The sequence below is a fragment of the Synechococcus sp. LTW-G genome (genome assembly GCF_054459035.1).
Genome location: NZ_JBTKYW010000010.1, coordinates 1 through 14,332, shown reverse-complemented (window position 1 = coordinate 14,332; position 14,332 = coordinate 1). Strand labels below are relative to the sequence as shown.

16 protein-coding genes are annotated in these 14,332 nt (G+C 65.0%); 9 read left to right on the top strand and 7 right to left on the bottom strand.

The window, feature by feature from the left end; genetic code table 11:
• Positions 1 to 177: 177 nt before the first annotated feature.
• Positions 178 to 453 (top strand): HU family DNA-binding protein, encoded by a 276-nt coding sequence (locus tag ACXIQ9_RS11835; protein WP_010315164.1) that lies wholly within the window; start codon positions 178 to 180, stop codon positions 451 to 453.
• An 83-nt stretch (positions 454 to 536) separates the two neighbouring features.
• A complete protein-coding gene (gene gluQRS / locus ACXIQ9_RS11830; RefSeq protein ID WP_459016758.1) occupies positions 537 to 1,493 on the top strand; it encodes a tRNA glutamyl-Q(34) synthetase GluQRS in 957 nt (318 codons plus the stop codon).
• Between the two features lie 211 nt (positions 1,494 to 1,704).
• On the opposite strand, the gene ACXIQ9_RS11825 is transcribed toward gluQRS, so the two are convergent.
• Complete coding sequence (locus ACXIQ9_RS11825) at positions 1,705 to 1,842, bottom strand: hypothetical protein (protein WP_010315168.1); 138 nt, start codon at positions 1,840 to 1,842, stop codon at positions 1,705 to 1,707.
• Positions 1,843 to 1,942: 100 nt separating this feature from the next.
• On the opposite strand from ACXIQ9_RS11825, the gene ACXIQ9_RS11820 reads away from it, so the two are divergent.
• The 4 genes from ACXIQ9_RS11820 to ACXIQ9_RS11805 all read left to right on the top strand — a co-directional run bounded on the left by ACXIQ9_RS11820 (position 1,943) and on the right by ACXIQ9_RS11805 (position 6,049).
• Positions 1,943 to 2,089: a hypothetical protein gene (locus tag ACXIQ9_RS11820; protein ID WP_247477012.1), complete on the top strand. Its 147-nt coding sequence runs from the start codon at positions 1,943 to 1,945 to the stop codon at positions 2,087 to 2,089.
• Positions 2,090 to 2,148: 59 nt separating this feature from the next.
• Positions 2,149 to 3,150 carry a porphobilinogen synthase gene (gene hemB / locus ACXIQ9_RS11815; RefSeq protein WP_010315171.1) on the top strand — a complete coding sequence of 334 codons (1,002 nt, stop codon included), beginning with the start codon at positions 2,149 to 2,151 and terminating at the stop codon, positions 3,148 to 3,150.
• A 62-nt stretch (positions 3,151 to 3,212) separates the two neighbouring features.
• Entirely contained in the window at positions 3,213 to 3,617 is a 405-nt protein-coding gene (locus tag ACXIQ9_RS11810) for a VOC family protein (protein WP_424174265.1), read from the top strand.
• Positions 3,614 to 6,049, top strand: coding sequence for an endonuclease MutS2 (locus ACXIQ9_RS11805; RefSeq protein WP_459016757.1), 2,436 nt, complete (start codon positions 3,614 to 3,616; stop codon positions 6,047 to 6,049). Before ACXIQ9_RS11810 ends, ACXIQ9_RS11805 begins: the two co-directional genes overlap by 4 nt.
• A gap of 4 nt (positions 6,050 to 6,053) precedes the next feature.
• On the opposite strand, the gene ACXIQ9_RS11800 is transcribed toward ACXIQ9_RS11805, so the two are convergent.
• Positions 6,054 to 7,307, bottom strand: a complete 1,254-nt coding sequence (locus ACXIQ9_RS11800) for an ABC transporter ATP-binding protein (RefSeq protein ID WP_459016756.1) — start codon at positions 7,305 to 7,307, stop codon at positions 6,054 to 6,056.
• 39 nt (positions 7,308 to 7,346) lie between these two features.
• Between ACXIQ9_RS11800 and cgtA the strand changes: the two genes are divergently transcribed.
• Positions 7,347 to 8,336 carry an Obg family GTPase CgtA gene (gene cgtA / locus ACXIQ9_RS11795; RefSeq protein WP_459016755.1) on the top strand — a complete coding sequence of 330 codons (990 nt, stop codon included), beginning with the start codon at positions 7,347 to 7,349 and terminating at the stop codon, positions 8,334 to 8,336.
• 43 nt (positions 8,337 to 8,379) lie between these two features.
• On the opposite strand, the gene ACXIQ9_RS11790 is transcribed toward cgtA, so the two are convergent.
• Entirely contained in the window at positions 8,380 to 8,598 is a 219-nt protein-coding gene (locus tag ACXIQ9_RS11790; RefSeq protein ID WP_010315181.1) for a Calvin cycle protein CP12, read from the bottom strand.
• A 165-nt stretch (positions 8,599 to 8,763) separates the two neighbouring features.
• Between ACXIQ9_RS11790 and ACXIQ9_RS11785 the strand changes: the two genes are divergently transcribed.
• Positions 8,764 to 9,252: a hypothetical protein gene (locus ACXIQ9_RS11785; RefSeq protein WP_459016754.1), complete on the top strand. Its 489-nt coding sequence runs from the start codon at positions 8,764 to 8,766 to the stop codon at positions 9,250 to 9,252.
• Here the strand turns inward: ACXIQ9_RS11785 and ACXIQ9_RS11780 are convergent.
• The 3 genes from ACXIQ9_RS11780 to ACXIQ9_RS11770 are packed head-to-tail and all read right to left on the bottom strand — an operon-like array spanning position 9,233 to position 12,770.
• Positions 9,233 to 11,170: an ABC-F family ATP-binding cassette domain-containing protein gene (locus ACXIQ9_RS11780; RefSeq protein ID WP_459016753.1), complete on the bottom strand. Its 1,938-nt coding sequence runs from the start codon at positions 11,168 to 11,170 to the stop codon at positions 9,233 to 9,235. The genes ACXIQ9_RS11785 and ACXIQ9_RS11780 overlap by 20 nt on opposite strands.
• Positions 11,167 to 11,808, bottom strand: a complete 642-nt coding sequence (locus ACXIQ9_RS11775; RefSeq protein WP_459016752.1) for a DUF2301 domain-containing membrane protein — start codon at positions 11,806 to 11,808, stop codon at positions 11,167 to 11,169. Before ACXIQ9_RS11775 ends, ACXIQ9_RS11780 begins: the two co-directional genes overlap by 4 nt.
• Positions 11,805 to 12,770, bottom strand: coding sequence for a glutathione S-transferase C-terminal domain-containing protein (locus ACXIQ9_RS11770; protein WP_459016751.1), 966 nt, complete (start codon positions 12,768 to 12,770; stop codon positions 11,805 to 11,807). Before ACXIQ9_RS11770 ends, ACXIQ9_RS11775 begins: the two co-directional genes overlap by 4 nt.
• Positions 12,771 to 12,825: 55 nt before the next feature.
• Between ACXIQ9_RS11770 and ACXIQ9_RS11765 the strand changes: the two genes are divergently transcribed.
• The gene (locus tag ACXIQ9_RS11765; protein WP_459016750.1) at positions 12,826 to 13,770 is read left to right on the top strand and encodes an aspartoacylase; all 945 of its coding nucleotides are present in this window, start codon (positions 12,826 to 12,828) and stop codon (positions 13,768 to 13,770) included.
• Here ACXIQ9_RS11765 and ACXIQ9_RS11760 read toward each other — a convergent pair.
• On the bottom strand, positions 13,767 to 14,081 hold the full coding sequence (locus tag ACXIQ9_RS11760) for a hypothetical protein (RefSeq protein ID WP_247477035.1): 315 nt from the start codon (positions 14,079 to 14,081) through the stop codon (positions 13,767 to 13,769). The two genes, ACXIQ9_RS11765 and ACXIQ9_RS11760, sit on opposite strands and share 4 nt — an antisense overlap.
• Positions 14,082 to 14,332: the final 251 nt, after the last annotated feature.

Genomic DNA, 14,332 nt, shown 5'->3' with positions numbered 1-14,332 from the left:
ACAAAACAGTGTGAAAGGGCCGATTTCGGCAGCAAATGTGGCAAAAACGGCATGGGAAAAGGGGTTTTGAGGTTGCCGCCCCTTGCCAACCCCCATACCATTGGCGCGCTGAAACCAGTGGTGGCGGGGTTTTCTCACTCCGCCCTGCTGCTACTGAGCCCAGAGGCTTCCACTCCGATGAACAAAGCTGACCTCGTCAATCTCGTGGCTGCTCGCACCGAGTTGACCAAGACCGACGTGGCCCAGGTGGTCGACGCGGCCATCGACACCATCATCGATTCGGTTGTCGAAGGTAAGAAAGTGTCGATCCTTGGCTTCGGCTCCTTCGAGCCCCGCGAGCGCTCTGCCCGTCAAGGCCTGAACCCCAAGACCGGCCAGAAGATCAAGATCCCCGCGAAGCGCGTCCCTGCATTCACCGCAGGCAAGCTCTTCAAGGATCGCGTTCAGGGCTGATCACGCCGCGCCCATTCACGGTGTTGAGCAGAGGGCGACCTTCGGGTCGCCCTTTTGCGTGTTGCGGGCCTAGCGGTTGATCGATGTCTACCTTGCTGCCCTCTCATCTCAGAGCATTACGGCGCGAGGTCGCCGATCTGAAGGAAACGGCTCGCCGGGGTCGCTATGCGCCGTCCCCGACGGGTCCACTGCATCTGGGCAACCTCCGCACGGCCTTGCTCTCCTGGTTGATCACCCGGCTGCAGGGCGGCGAGTGGTTGCTGCGGATTGACGATCTCGATACGCCCCGCAATCGAGCAGGCGCGGAGGCCAGCATTCGAGAGGACCTGCGCTGGCTGGGTTTGCTTTGGGATGGACCAGTGCTGCGCCAGAGCAAGCGCCGCGGTCTCTACGCCACGGTTCTCTCGGCCTTGCGGCGTAGCGGCCAGCTCTATCCCTGCCGCTGCAGCCGTCGGATGTTGGCTGACATCTCGGCCCCCCATGGCCGATCGGGGGTCTATCCCGGTTTTTGCCGGCCACTCACTCCCCGTTGGGGTCTGGAGGATCAGCGCCTGCCCAGTTGGCGGCTGCAGCTGGAGCCGGGCCCCCTTCGTTGGCCAGAGCAGTTGGGTCCTGAGGGGTGCCTCGACGGACCGACGGAGGTCGGTGATGTGGTCCTGCGCCGGGCCGATGGTTTCCTGGCCTATCACCTGGCGACCGCGGTCGATGAGTGGGCACTCGGCATCAGTGATGTGGTGCGCGGCTTGGACCTCTGGCCGGCCACGGGACCGCAGGTGGCGGTCCTTCAGCAGCTAGGCGTGGAGCCGCCGCGTTACTGGCACCTGCCGCTCTGGATGGATGGTCAGGGCCAGCGCCTGTCCAAACGCGATGGCGGCATGGGCCTAGCGGTTTGGCGGGAGCAGGGCGTTCTGCCTGAGGCGGCGATTGGTCGCTTAGCCGCCTCCTTAGAGCTGGTGCCGGATGGCTCTTGTCTCAGCGCCCAGGAGCTGTTGCAGCAGTGCCAGCTCGGGACCTTGCGGCAGCAGTTGAGCAAGGCTTAACAATCCCTTCGGGATCAAAACCCCTGGCTGCGAACAAAGTGAGTCCATCACCAGGAGCGGCCCATGGCCAGGCCCGAGGAGCAGGGGAACACATCCATCACTGAGGGTGCAAAGCCTTGTCCCAGGTGTGGAGGGAGCGGCATCCAGCGCACGCAAACGGCCGGCTACCGCACCTGCTTGCAATGCGTGGGTCAGGGCACCATCCTGTTGATCAGCGCTTCGTCTTCTGCCGCCAGATGAAGAAAGCCGTCGTTGCGACCACGGCCAACAGGGGTGCGGCAGTCAGCAGCAGCAGGGCAATGGCGGTCCAGTCGGTGTACATCGCGGCCAGGGCGAAAGCGGCGCCCATCCTCTCAGGCGCTCTGCTCGTTGTGAGCTGCTGTTGCGTTCCGGTTTCGGCCCGGGCGGGTGTGGTCTTTGACGATTGCCAGCCCACGCCGGATGGGGGAGTGACCTGCAACACCCAGCCGACGGGGAACACGCTGATGGATGACGAGGCGGCCCGTTACGGCCTCTTCAATGAAGCCAGCCCTGGCTGGTCGGAATTTGACCCGTACCAGGGCTACGACGACATGTTTGGCGGGAACGAAACCTGACCTGCAGGTGAGGGCTCCGTAGGATCCGCCCCATCTCGAGTTCGCTGAGCCAGCCCCCGATGGAGCTCACCTACCGCCCCCGCCGCCTGCGCCGTTCCCCTGCCCTGCGGGCGATGGTGCGGGAGACCTCCCTGAGTCCCGCGGACTTCATCTATCCCCTCTTTGTCCATGAGGGGGCCAGCAACGAACCCATCGGGGCGATGCCCGGCTGTCAGCGCTGGAGCCTGGATGGGCTCGTGCAGGAAGTCGGTCGTGCCTGGGACCTGGGGATCCGTTGCGTCGTCCTCTTCCCGAAGGTGGCCGATGGCCTGAAGACCGAAGACGGTGCGGAGTGCTTCAACGAAGGTGGCCTGATCCCCCGGGCGATCCGCCGCCTGAAGGAGGTGCACCCCGAGATGGCGATCATGACGGACGTCGCCCTGGACCCCTATTCCTGCGATGGCCATGACGGAATCGTCAGTGGCGAAGGGGTCGTGCTCAACGATGAAACCGTTGCCCTGCTGTGCAAGCAGGCCGTTGCGCAGGCCCGTGCGGGTGCGGATCTGATCGGCCCCAGCGACATGATGGATGGCCGCGTTGGTGCCATCCGCGAAGCGCTCGATGAGGAAGGCTTCGAGCACGTCGGCATCATTAGCTATACGGCGAAATACGCCTCGGCCTACTACGGCCCCTTCCGTGAAGCACTGGATTCCGCCCCTCGTGCGGTGGCCAGCAAGCCCATCCCGAAGGACAAGTCCACCTACCAGATGGATCCGGCCAACGCCCGCGAGGCCATCACCGAGGCCCAGCTCGATGAACAAGAGGGTGCCGACATCATGATGGTCAAGCCCGGTCTGGCTTACCTCGACATCATTCACCGCCTCCGTGAGGAGAGCGAGCTGCCGATCGCGGCCTACAACGTCAGTGGTGAGTACGCCATGGTCAAGGCGGCCGCTGAAAAGGGTTGGATTGACGAGCGGGCTGTGGTGCTTGAAACCCTCCTCTGCTTCAAGCGTGCTGGTGCGGATTTGATCCTCACTTATCACGCCTGTGATGCAGCCGAATGGCTGCGCCAGGGCTGAGGCTGGCTTCTCAACGGTTGAGACAGCGGCCATCTCACAATGGGTTGGTCGCCTTGAGCCCCATGTCCTGCAACCATCGCCTTGGCCATGTCGCCCTGCGGGTGCAGGACATGGAGAGGGCCAAGCGTTTCTATCTCGATTTGGGCTTGCGGCTGACCTGGGAAGCCGAGGACTGGTGCTATGTCCAGTGGCCGACCGGTGAGGGCATTGCCCTGCTTAGCCCGGATTACAAGGCGGCAGGCCCCCACTTCGCCTTTCACGTTCAGAACCGCGCTGAAGTGGATCAGGTGCGGGAGCAGCTGCTGGCCAAGGGGCACTCCTGCGGTCCGGTGCATGACCACCGTGACGGCACGGCCTCCTTCTATATGCAGGATCCAGAAGGGAACTGGTTGGAGATGCTCTATGAGCCCGCCGGCGGGCTGCCCTCCAATATCGGAGCCGAGCCGATACCTCTGACCTACTCGTGACGGCTGAGCTGCACGCGCCCATCCAACAGGAGGCCCTGGAGCTACTGGAGTGGCCGCGGCTGGCCCAACACGTCTCCAGCTTCGCCAGCACCGCCGCCGGTCGCGTCGTGGCGGCGCGGTTGCCCCTGGCCACGACCCGCCAGCAGAGCGTGGGCTGGCTGGCGGAGACGACCGAGCTGCTGGCGCTGGATGGCCTGATCGAAGGGGGATTGAGCTTCCAGGGGGCTGCTGATCTGGATCACACCCTCCAGCTCTGTGCCAAAGGGGGGGTGGCCAGCGGTGATGACCTCTTGGCCGTGGCGACCACCTTGGCTGCGGCCCGGCGCCTGCGCCGGCAGATCGACGATCCCGAGCTGCGGCCGGTGACGACTGCCCTGGTGGAGCCCCTACGCACCCTGCCGGAGCTGGAGCAGCGCCTCCGCTTTTGCATTGAGGACGGGGGGCGTGTGGCGGATCGCGCCAGCCCTCCCCTCTCAGGCCTGCGTCGTCAGCTCGCCTCCGTGCGGATGGAGCGCCGTGATCGTCTGAATGAGCTGATTCGTCGTTACGCCGCGCTCCTCCAAGACACGGTGGTCGCCGAGCGCAATGGCCGGCCGGTCTTGGCGGTGAAGGCGGGCGCCGGCAGTCAGTTGCCGGGCTTGGTGCACGACAGCTCCGCCTCCGGCAACACCGTCTTTATCGAGCCCCAGGCGGTGATCCCCCTGGGCAACCGGATCCGGCAGCTGGAAGGCGAGGAGCGCGAGGCGGAGCGGGCGGTGCTCCAGGAGCTCAGCGCCCTGGTGGGAGAAGAGCAGCCGGCGCTCGAGCACCTGCAGCAGGTCCTGATTCAGCTGGATCTGGCCCTGGCCCGCGCCCGATACAGCGCTTGGCTGGGGGCTGTGCGCCCCGAGCTGGAGGCCGATCCCCTGGCGCCGCTTCAGCTGGAGGGACTGCGGCATCCGCTCTTGCTCTGGCAAGAACGTCGCCAGGGAGGCCGCACGGTCGTTCCCGTGAGCGTCCGCGTGGAGAGCAGCCTGCGGGTGGTGGCGATCACCGGCCCGAACACGGGCGGCAAAACGGTGACCCTTAAAAGCGTCGGCCTGGCGGTCCTCATGGCCCGGGCGGGCTTGTTTGTGCCCTGCAAAGGGTCGCCCCGTTTGCCCTGGTGTCAGCAGGTCCTCGCTGACATCGGCGATGAGCAGTCCCTCCAGCAGAACCTCTCGACCTTCAGTGGCCATGTGCGCCGGATTGCGCGAATCCTGGAGGCCCTGCCTGCCGCCGGTAGCGATCTGGCGACCCAGGCCGGAGCTCAATTGGTGCTTCTCGATGAGGTGGGTGCCGGCACCGATCCCACCGAGGGGACCGCATTGGCCATCGCCCTGCTGAAGCAGTTGGCGGATCGGGCGCGCTTGACCATTGCCACGACCCACTTCGGGGAGCTGAAAGCCCTGAAGTACGACGACCCGCGCTTTGAGAATGCCTCCGTCGCCTTCGACGTCGAGAGCCTCTCGCCGACCTATCACCTGCAGTGGGGCATCCCTGGCCGCAGTAATGCCCTGGCCATCGCCACCCGACTGGGTTTGGACGGCGCGGTCCTTGATGCGGCCCAGGCCCTGCTGGCTCCCCGGGGAGAAGGGGAACTCAATCAAGTGATTGCGGGGCTGGAGAGCCAACGTCAACGGCAACAGGAGGCGGCCGAAGAAGCGGCTGCCCTGCTGGCGAGAACCGAGCTCTTGCATGAGGAGCTCCTCATGCGCTGGCACCAGCAGAAGGAGCAGAGCGCTGAGCTGCAGGAGCAGCGCCGCGAGCAACTGGAGCGCTCGATCCGTGATGGCCAAAAGGAGGTGCGCCGCATCATTCGACGTCTCCGCCATGGCCGTGGCACAGGCAGCAGTGAACTGGGTGAATCAGCTCGCCGGGCAGGGCAGCAGCTGAAGCAGCTGGAGCAACAGCATCGCCCTCTGCCGGAGCGCCGTGACCACAAGGGTTGGCTCCCCAAGGTTGGCGATCGCGTGCGGGTCCTCTCCCTCGGCAAGGCAGGTGAGGTCCTCTCCCTCAGTGAAGACGGCCGGGAGCTCAGTGTCCGCTGCGGGGTGATGCGCCTGAACCTGGAGCTCTCCGCCATTGAGGGACTTCAGGGCGAGAAGCCCGAGCCGCCGCAAACCCAGGTCTCGATCCGCAGTCGCCGCAATCCCGCCAGTCGAGGTCCTGAGGTGCGCACGGAGCGCAACACCATCGATGTCCGGGGCATGCGGGTGCATGAAGCCGAGTCCGCCGTGGAAGAACACCTGCGCGGAGCCAACGGTCCGGTTTGGGTGATCCACGGAATCGGCACCGGCAAGCTCAAACGCGGACTGAGGGAGTGGCTCTCCAGCGTTCCCTATGTGGAGCGGGTTACGGACGCCGCCCAGGGGGATGGCGGCCAAGGGTGCAGCGTGATCTGGGTGAAGTGAGGGGTTAGCCCAGCGATGGCAGCACCGGTTCGGGACCGCTGGCTGTCGGGGCGATTGGCTCGGGCGCCGGAGGGATCGCTTCTCCGTCGGCGTCAAAGAACCGCCAGCCCTTCGGATCGATGTCCAGGTGAACCGTTTCCCCTGGGGTGAGGTGCTCGCTGGGATCGGCCCTGAGCTGAACCAGGTGGCTTCCCTCCTGCAAGCGGCAGGTGAGCAGTTGTTCATTGCCGAGGCCCTCCACATGGCAGACCTCCGCCGGCAGATTGCGGTTGGTGGCCGGAGCCAAGTGCAGGTGTTCCGCCCGCAGGCCTCCCGTGAGGGCTTCGCTGCCCCCCGCCTCCTGCCAGTGCAGGAGGGCATCACCGCTGGGACCTTCCGGGAGAAAACGCCGGCTCCCGAGCTGCAGTTGACCCTTGCCGGCAACGTTGACGGGCAGCAGATTCATGGCGGGGCTACCGATGAATTGCGCCACAAAGAGGTTGCTGGGCCATTGATAGAGCTCCGCTGGTGTCCCGAGCTGTTGCAGGCAACCGCGGTTCAAGACGGCGATCCGATGGCCCATGGTCATCGCTTCCACCTGGTCGTGGGTCACGTAGACCGTTGTGGTGCCCAGACGGCGCTGAAGCTCGACGATCTGGGCGCGGGTTCCCGTTCGCAACTTGGCATCCAGGTTGCTCAGGGGTTCATCCATCAGGAAGACGGACGGTTGACGGGCGATGGCACGCCCTAGGGCGACCCGTTGTTTTTGTCCGCCGGAGAGTTCCTTGGGCATCCGCTCCAGCAGATGCTCCAGCTCCAGGGTGCTCGCGACCTCTTGGATGCGTGCTTCGATGCGCTGCTCTCGGCTGGAGGGAACCCGTAGCGACTGGGGCAGGGTCCGTCCCGCCCGATGGAGGCCGTCTTGAAGTTGCTGAAGGCCCGTGCGTTGGCGCTGCCGGCGCAGGCCAAAGCCGATGTTGTCCGCCACGCTCAGGTGGGGATAGAGGGCGTAGCTCTGGAAGACCATCGCCACATCCCGCTGGGAGGGGCGCAGATGGGTCACCCGGCGACCACCCACGATGATTTCACCGCCGCTTGGGCTCTCCAGTCCGGCCAGGAGGCGCAGCAGCGTGCTTTTGCCGCAGCCGGAGGGTCCGACGAGAACTAAGAACTCGCCATCACGGATGGAGAGATCCAGCTGCCGTAGGACCTCAACCGCTGCACTGCCCCGCCGCGGTGGGTAGGTCTTGCTGACCTGCTGGAAGCGAACCTCTGCCAAGAACCGGCCTCACGGCGGCCCGATCTTAGGGTTGGTCAAATGCAATTCATTGATCAGGCCCGGATCTCACTGCAGGCAGGACGCGGCGGCGATGGGATTGCCGCTTTTCGCCGTGAGAAGTACGTCCCTGCCGGCGGTCCCTCCGGTGGGGATGGTGGTCGCGGTGGTGATGTCTGGCTCGAGGCCGACCCCAACCTGCAAACCCTGCTGGACTTCAAATACAAGCGGCTCTTTGCCGCCGATGACGGTCGTCGCGGTGGGCCGAACAAGGCCACTGGAGCCAGCGGTTCTCCCCTGGTCATCAAGGTGCCCTGCGGAACGGAGGTCCGAGATGCCCGAACCCACATCCTTCTGGGGGACCTCACGGAGAAGGACCAGCGCTTGCTCGTGGCCGTCGGAGGCCGTGGTGGCCTGGGCAACGCCCACTACCTGAGCAACCGCAACCGCGCCCCCGAGAAGTTCACCGAGGGACGCGACGGCGAGGAGTGGTTGCTGCAGCTCGAGCTCAAGCTCTTGGCCGAGGTGGGGATCATCGGTTTGCCGAATGCCGGCAAAAGCACCCTGATTTCGGTGCTCTCTTCAGCCCGGCCCAAAATTGCCGACTACCCCTTCACAACCCTGGTTCCCAACTTGGGGGTGGTGCGCCGCCCCAGTGGTGATGGCACGGTCTTTGCTGATATCCCTGGCTTGATCGCCGGGGCAGCCCAGGGGGCTGGACTGGGCCATGACTTCCTGCGTCATATCCAGCGCACCCGTCTCTTGATCCACCTTGTGGATGCGAGCTCAGAGGACGTCCTGCACGATTTCCAGGTGGTGCAGCAGGAGCTGGCCGCCTATGGCAATGGCTTGGACGAGCGGCCCTGTCTGGTCGCCCTCAACAAAACCGAGTTGTTGCTCGAGGATGAGCTCGAAGAGAGAGTCCAACAGGTCAGCGACCACTGCGGCCAACCCGTGCTGGATATCTCAGCAGCGACATCAAAAAATTTGGATCAGCTCTTGGCCAAGGTCTGGAAAGAGCTGGGGGTGTGAGCCAGAGAAACGAAGTTCCACTGGCTCACTGCTGCTTAGAGACTCAGTCGTCGTAGACGAGGCACTCAGGGGCGTCGGGATTCAGGTCGCAGTAGACCTCCATCGGGGAGGGGTCTTTTTTGTCCTCGGGGTGGTGGGCCTTGTACTCCTCGAGGCCTTTCACTTCGTCCTCAAGGTGGCGCACTTTGCCTTGATCACCAGCAGCTTTGGCCGCTTCGATCTCGGACTTGTCCTTAGCGATGTGCTCGTCGATCGTGTTCATGCAATGAGGCCGGAGAGATCAGGCTGCTCGACGTCGCTGCACACCATACGGGGTGTCTGGCGGATGCGGAGCCAATTGTGATCGGGTTCTGATTTCGGCTTTCTGTTTTCTTCGCGGTCCGATCGCAGGACTCTGGCTAGCAGAGGGCTAGTGATGGGCTTCCAGATGGCGCGAATCACGCAGCGACACGATCGTCACTTCATGGATGAGTCCGGTCGTTTGTTCTGGATCAATGGCCCAGACCATCACTGCTATCTGTCTGAGCAGAGGCAGTGGCGTGATGGGCTGAGCTTTGAAGACACCCTGGAGTGGAAGCAGTGCTCTCCGACCGGCTTGGTCAGTCAGCGTTTTCACTCCCTGCAGGCGGCCTGTGAGGCCTTTGAACACAACCAGATCCAGTGGACTTTGGATCTCTACCTGCGGCACATGGGCGATGAGATGGCCCTTCAGCGCAGCCTGAGCGACTACAAGCCAACGGCGATGAAGGAGGCGGAAGCTCGATCGGGTCGCGCCCGCCAACAACCTTGGCTGGGGCAGGACACTCCGGCGATGCAGTGCGAGCTCAGCGCCAGACCATCCCGCCGTGCAGCGGACCTGCCTCCCCACGCCCATCGCCGCCGGCGCAGCAGTGCCCCTAGCTCGGCATCTCGCTGAGCTCGAGCCAGCGCTCTTCCCCAGCGGCGATCTGCTCAAGCAGGTTCGAGAGTTCTGCGCTCTGGGTCTCGAGGGCGGCGTAATCGCTGCCTCCTGCAGCCATGAGTGCTTCGAGTTCCTCCTTGCGTGCCTCCCAAAGGGGAAGGTTGGCGTCCAGTTGCTCGAGTTCACGGTTTTCCTTGAAGCTGCGCCGCCGGGCCTTGGCCGGTTTGGCGGGGGCCTCCTTGGCTTTCTTCTCTGCTGGACTGCTCGGAGCGGCTGGGGCTGGGCGGCAGGCGGCCTGCCGCTCGAGATAACTGCTGTAGTTCCCTTCAAAGCGCTGGAGTTGGCCGTCCTCGAAGCTGAAGAGGCGATCGACGGTGCGGTCGAGGAAGTAGCGGTCGTGGGAGACCACGACGACACAACCGCGGAAGTCCTCTAGGAAATCCTCGAGAACCGTCAGGGTCTGGACGTCGAGATCGTTCGTCGGCTCATCGAGCAGCAGCACGTTGGGCGCCTCAATCAGGAGGCGGCAGAGATGCAGTCGCCGCCGCTCCCCGCCGGAGAGCTTGCTGACGGGCTGGTGTTGCTGCGCCGGAGGAAACAGAAATCGCTCCAGCAGCTGGGAGGCACTGAGGGTGGAACCCTCGATCTCGACAGTGCTGGCGGCCTCCTTGACGATGTCGATCACCTTGCGCTCCCGGCCGGCGGCATCGGTCTGATCGAGCACGGTGTGGCTGTGCTGGTCGAAGTAGGCGAGCTTCACGGTTGATCCCAGCTCAACCCGTCCGCCCTGGGGGATGCGTCGACCGGCAATCAGATCCAGCAGGGTTGATTTGCCGGAGCCATTCGGCCCGATGATCCCGATCCGATCCTCCGGGCTGAAGTCGTAGCTGAAGTCGCGCAACAGCGGCGTCTGGCCGCTGTTTTGGGCCTCCTCGCTGGCCCAGACCAGCACCGCCTCGGCTTCGATCGCTCGCTTTCCGAGCCGCCGCTGGTTGCTGGTCAGGCTCAGGTCCCCTTTCCCCTGGCGCTTGGGGGCCTCCTGCATGGCCTCGATCCGCTGGATGCGCGCCTTTTGTTTGGTGCTTCGCGCTTGGGGGCCCCGCTTGAGCCACTCCAGCTCACGCCGCAGCACTCCCTTGAATTTGGCTTCGCTGGCGGCAGCCGCTGCCTCCTCTTCGGCTTTGCGGGCGAGGTAATAGGCGTAATTCCCGCTGTAGTTGCGTGCCTCGCCGCGGTCCACCTCCACGATTCGGTTGGTGACTTGATCGAGGACGTAGCGGTCGTGGGTGATCAGCACCAGGGACCCGCTGAAACGCTGCAGATAGCCCTGGAGCCACTGGATGCAGTCGGCATCGAGATGGTTGGTGGGCTCGTCCAAAAGCAGGACATCCGGGTCGGCCACCAGGGCGGCCGCCAGGGCCAGGCGCTTGCGGTAGCCGCCGGAGAGATCCCCGACCCGGCGTTGGGTGTCGCCGATGCCCAGCCGCTGCAGAACTTCGCGGATTTGCTGCTCCAAGCCCCAGGCTTGGCTTTGGTCCATCCGTCCATTCAGTTGGCCCAGCTCCGCCAGCAGGGCGGCATCGTCGTCGCCCCGCTCATGGGCCGCGGCGAGGGCCTCGCTGACCTCGGTGTAGCGGCGCAGCAGCTGCATCTTCTCGCCGCTCTCAGCAAAGACCTGCTCGAGCACGGTCCGCTGCGGATCCATCTCCGGCTCCTGGCTCACCAGGACGATGCGGGCCTGGGGCAGGACCCGGCGGTTGCCACTCCCAGTGGGTTCGAGTCCCGCCAGGACTCGCATCAAGGTGGACTTCCCGGCGCCGTTGGGTCCGATTAGCCCCAGGCGCTCGCGTTCACCGATGTGCAGGGTCAGCCCGTCGAAGAGGGTGCGGATGCCGAAGTCCTTGCGGACATCCACCAGGCTGATCAGGCTCACAAGTTGGGGGGCTGTCGCTGCGCTTCCAGATAAGCAAACACGCTCTTATCGCCCACGTCGGCCGCGGCATCCATCGGGAATTTCCGCAGGGTCAGCACCAGCAGTAGCGCCGCCTCGATGGCCAGCAGGGTCGCCGTGGCTTCAGGGCTGAGCAGATGGCTGAGGCGTCCGAGCAGCGCCAGAGGCAGCAGCAGAGTCACGCCGATGGCCTCGGGGCGGCGGAAGCAGAAAAACTCCTTGAAGCCGATCCCCGCCAGGGCCGCGAAGAAGGGACCCACGGCCCAGATCCAGCGGCTGTCTGTGCTGAGTGCGCCGGCCATTCCTTGGGGACCGGCGCTGATCAGCAGGGCGAGGAAGCCCAGGCATCCCGCCAGCCAGAACCATTGCAGGGCGCGGTGCAGGGGGCGCAGATAGATATGAATCCAACGCAGGGCCAGGCCAACCCCTCCGGCCAATGGCAGTAGCCAGGGCCAGATCCACGCTCCACCGAGCTGCTGCCATTGGATCAGCAGTGCGGCCTGGGCCACCGCCGCCGTGAAGAGGGCCAGCCGGTACCCCAGGACCTCGCGCCGGTCCGTGTCCGTGATGCTGTAGTTGCCATAGACACCTTCAAAGACCGGATCGGCGGCGGCGCTCATGCGGAGACGGTTCCTGACACCAGTGTGGCCAGGGCGGGGCCTGCGGGCACGATCCCCGAAGGATGGAGGGGAAACAGGGCGCCGAAGTAGTCCTTGCGCCAGGCCTGATCGCAGCAGGTTTTGGCCACGCCAGGCAGCGCGAAGAAGCGCTGTCTCCAGGCCCAGAGCCCAGGGAGTTGCCAGAGCGGCTGACGGCTGACCCCAAACAGGGGGGCGTAGACCAACTCCAGACGGATCAAGGTGGGAAAGAGCTGAACATCAGCCAGGCTGGGTCTCTCTCCGCAGAGCCAGGGCGAGGTGCCGGCGTCAGCCAGGACCGATTCCGCTTCGCTCAAGGTCTCAAAGAGCGCTGATTCGGCCCGGTCATAGGCGGCTTGGTTGCGGGCAAATCCGCAGCGATAGACCCCATCATTGACGTTGTATTGCAGGCGCTCGCGCCAGTGCGCGATGGCCTGGGCCTGGTTGGCGGGTTCCAGGTCGAGGGCGTCCTGCGCCGCTGGCCAGCTGTTCAGCAGTTCCATCAGGCGAGCGCTTTCGCCCACCACCACGCGTCCTGAGCGGCTGTCTACCAGGACCGGAACGGTGGCCCGCTGGTTGGGGTCTGCCCCAGCAGCTCGGTAGAGCTCCTGCAGGGTCTGGCAGCCACGGAAGGGCTCGCTGAAGCGCCAGCGGCCTGCCTTGGGATCGGGCTCCACCACCAGCAGCTCAATGCTCTGGTGCAGTTGCCGCAGCTGCCAGACGAGCCAAGCCCGGTGGGCCCAGGGGCAGCTCCGTCCCACGATCAGCACGTGGGCCCCCGCCTCGCCGGCTGATGGAGGGAGCGCTGGTTTGGCGACAAAGGCTCCGGCGGGACGGGTGTAGTTCCCCTCGGCATCGGCGGGTCCAAGGCCCCCCATCAGTTGCTGCCACTGCCACTGCCAGCCGTTGCGGGCGGCTGTCACCACGGCAGGGGGGATGGCCATGGACGTTCAGAAGACTTCTGCCAGGCTGACTCAGCTGCGGGCTGGAGCAAAGGGCATGGGGCGGGCTCAGGTTTTGGTTGTGGCGGGGACCCACGGCAATGAGCGCAATGCTCCGGCTTTGCTCGAGCGTTGGCGCAGGGAGCCCCGGGACCTCGACTGCGCTGGGCTGCCTGTGCAGCTGGTCCTCGGTAATCCGGCGGCCCATGCGGCCAATCGCCGTTACATCGATCGCGATCTCAATCGCTGTTTTGCCCCCGAGCTGCTGGCCGATCTCACCCAGCAGCCCTTGGAGCTGCAGCGTGCCAGGGAGCTGCTGGCCCAGTTCGCCCCGACAGGCGCGAATCCCTGTGCGGTCGCGATTGACCTGCACAGCACCACCAGCGGCATGGGCAATTCACTGGTGGTCTATGGACGGCGTCCCGCCGATCTCGCCCTGGCGGCGGGTGTTCAGGCTCGGCTGGGGCTACCGATCTATCTGCACGAGGCCGATGCTGCCCAGACGGGTTTTTTGGTGGAGTGTTGGCCCTGCGGCCTGGTGATCGAGGTGGGGCCTGTGGCCCAAGGGCTACTCAGTGCGCCAATCCTGCGACAAACCCAGCTGGCGCTCGAGGCGGTCTTCGCGGTCTTGGCCGAGGCGGCCGCTGGGGAGCTGCGCCTGCCGGCGGGCCTTCAGGTCTATCGCCATTGCGGCAGTGTCGATTTGCCCCGGGACGCGGCCGGCGAGGCCATCGCCTGTGTGCACCCGGCCCTCGAACGTCAGGACTGGAGGCCGCTGCAGGTCGGGCAGGCCCTCTTTTGGCAGCCCGGCGGCGAGGACTGCCCGGCTGAATGGCGCTTCGATCCGCAGACCCTGGGTTTTCCTGCCGAGGCCCACTGGCCTGTCTTTATTAATGAGGCGGCTTACGGCGAGAAGGGCATCGCCTTCAGCCTCTGTCGCCGGGAACGTTGGGCGAGCGAGGGGGCCTGGCTTGAGGCCCTGCAGGCCCTGATGGCGGCCTAGCCGCAGGCCCAGGTGCCCTGCTCCTTGGTGCAGGGCAGATCGCTGGTGCTGCCGTCTGCCCAGTAGATCCTGAGGCGGTCATCGGCGCTGTCGGTGCGGAAGGTCAAGGACTTGACCGGCCCGGCCGGGGCCTTGCCGGTGGGATCACTGGTATCCACCCCTCCAGGGTTGGCTTGCCGTTGCTCCAGCTGCTGAAGGCGCAGTTCCAGCCGATTCAGGCGTTCGATCTGCGCTTCGTTATCGCGGCGCTCCCCTCCTTGGCAGCCCGCTAGCAGGAGACCGGCAGCAAGCAGCAGCAGGGGAAGACGCATGGCGCTGAAGGCGTGACAGGCGACTCCTAGCAGCGGTTTTGGGGCTTGGCTACCTGCAGTCATGGAGGCGTTGCGCAAGATCGCTTTACAAAGCGCGCAAACTTCCTTTACATTCCTCGGGGCAACCCGTTTGGGTCGCCCTAACTACCGCTCTGACGGCTTGCCGTTGAGCCTTTCTTTCCCGTACTCATGACGACCACCCTCCAGCAGCGCCAAGGCGCTTCTGCGTGGAACCAGTTCTGCGAGTGGGT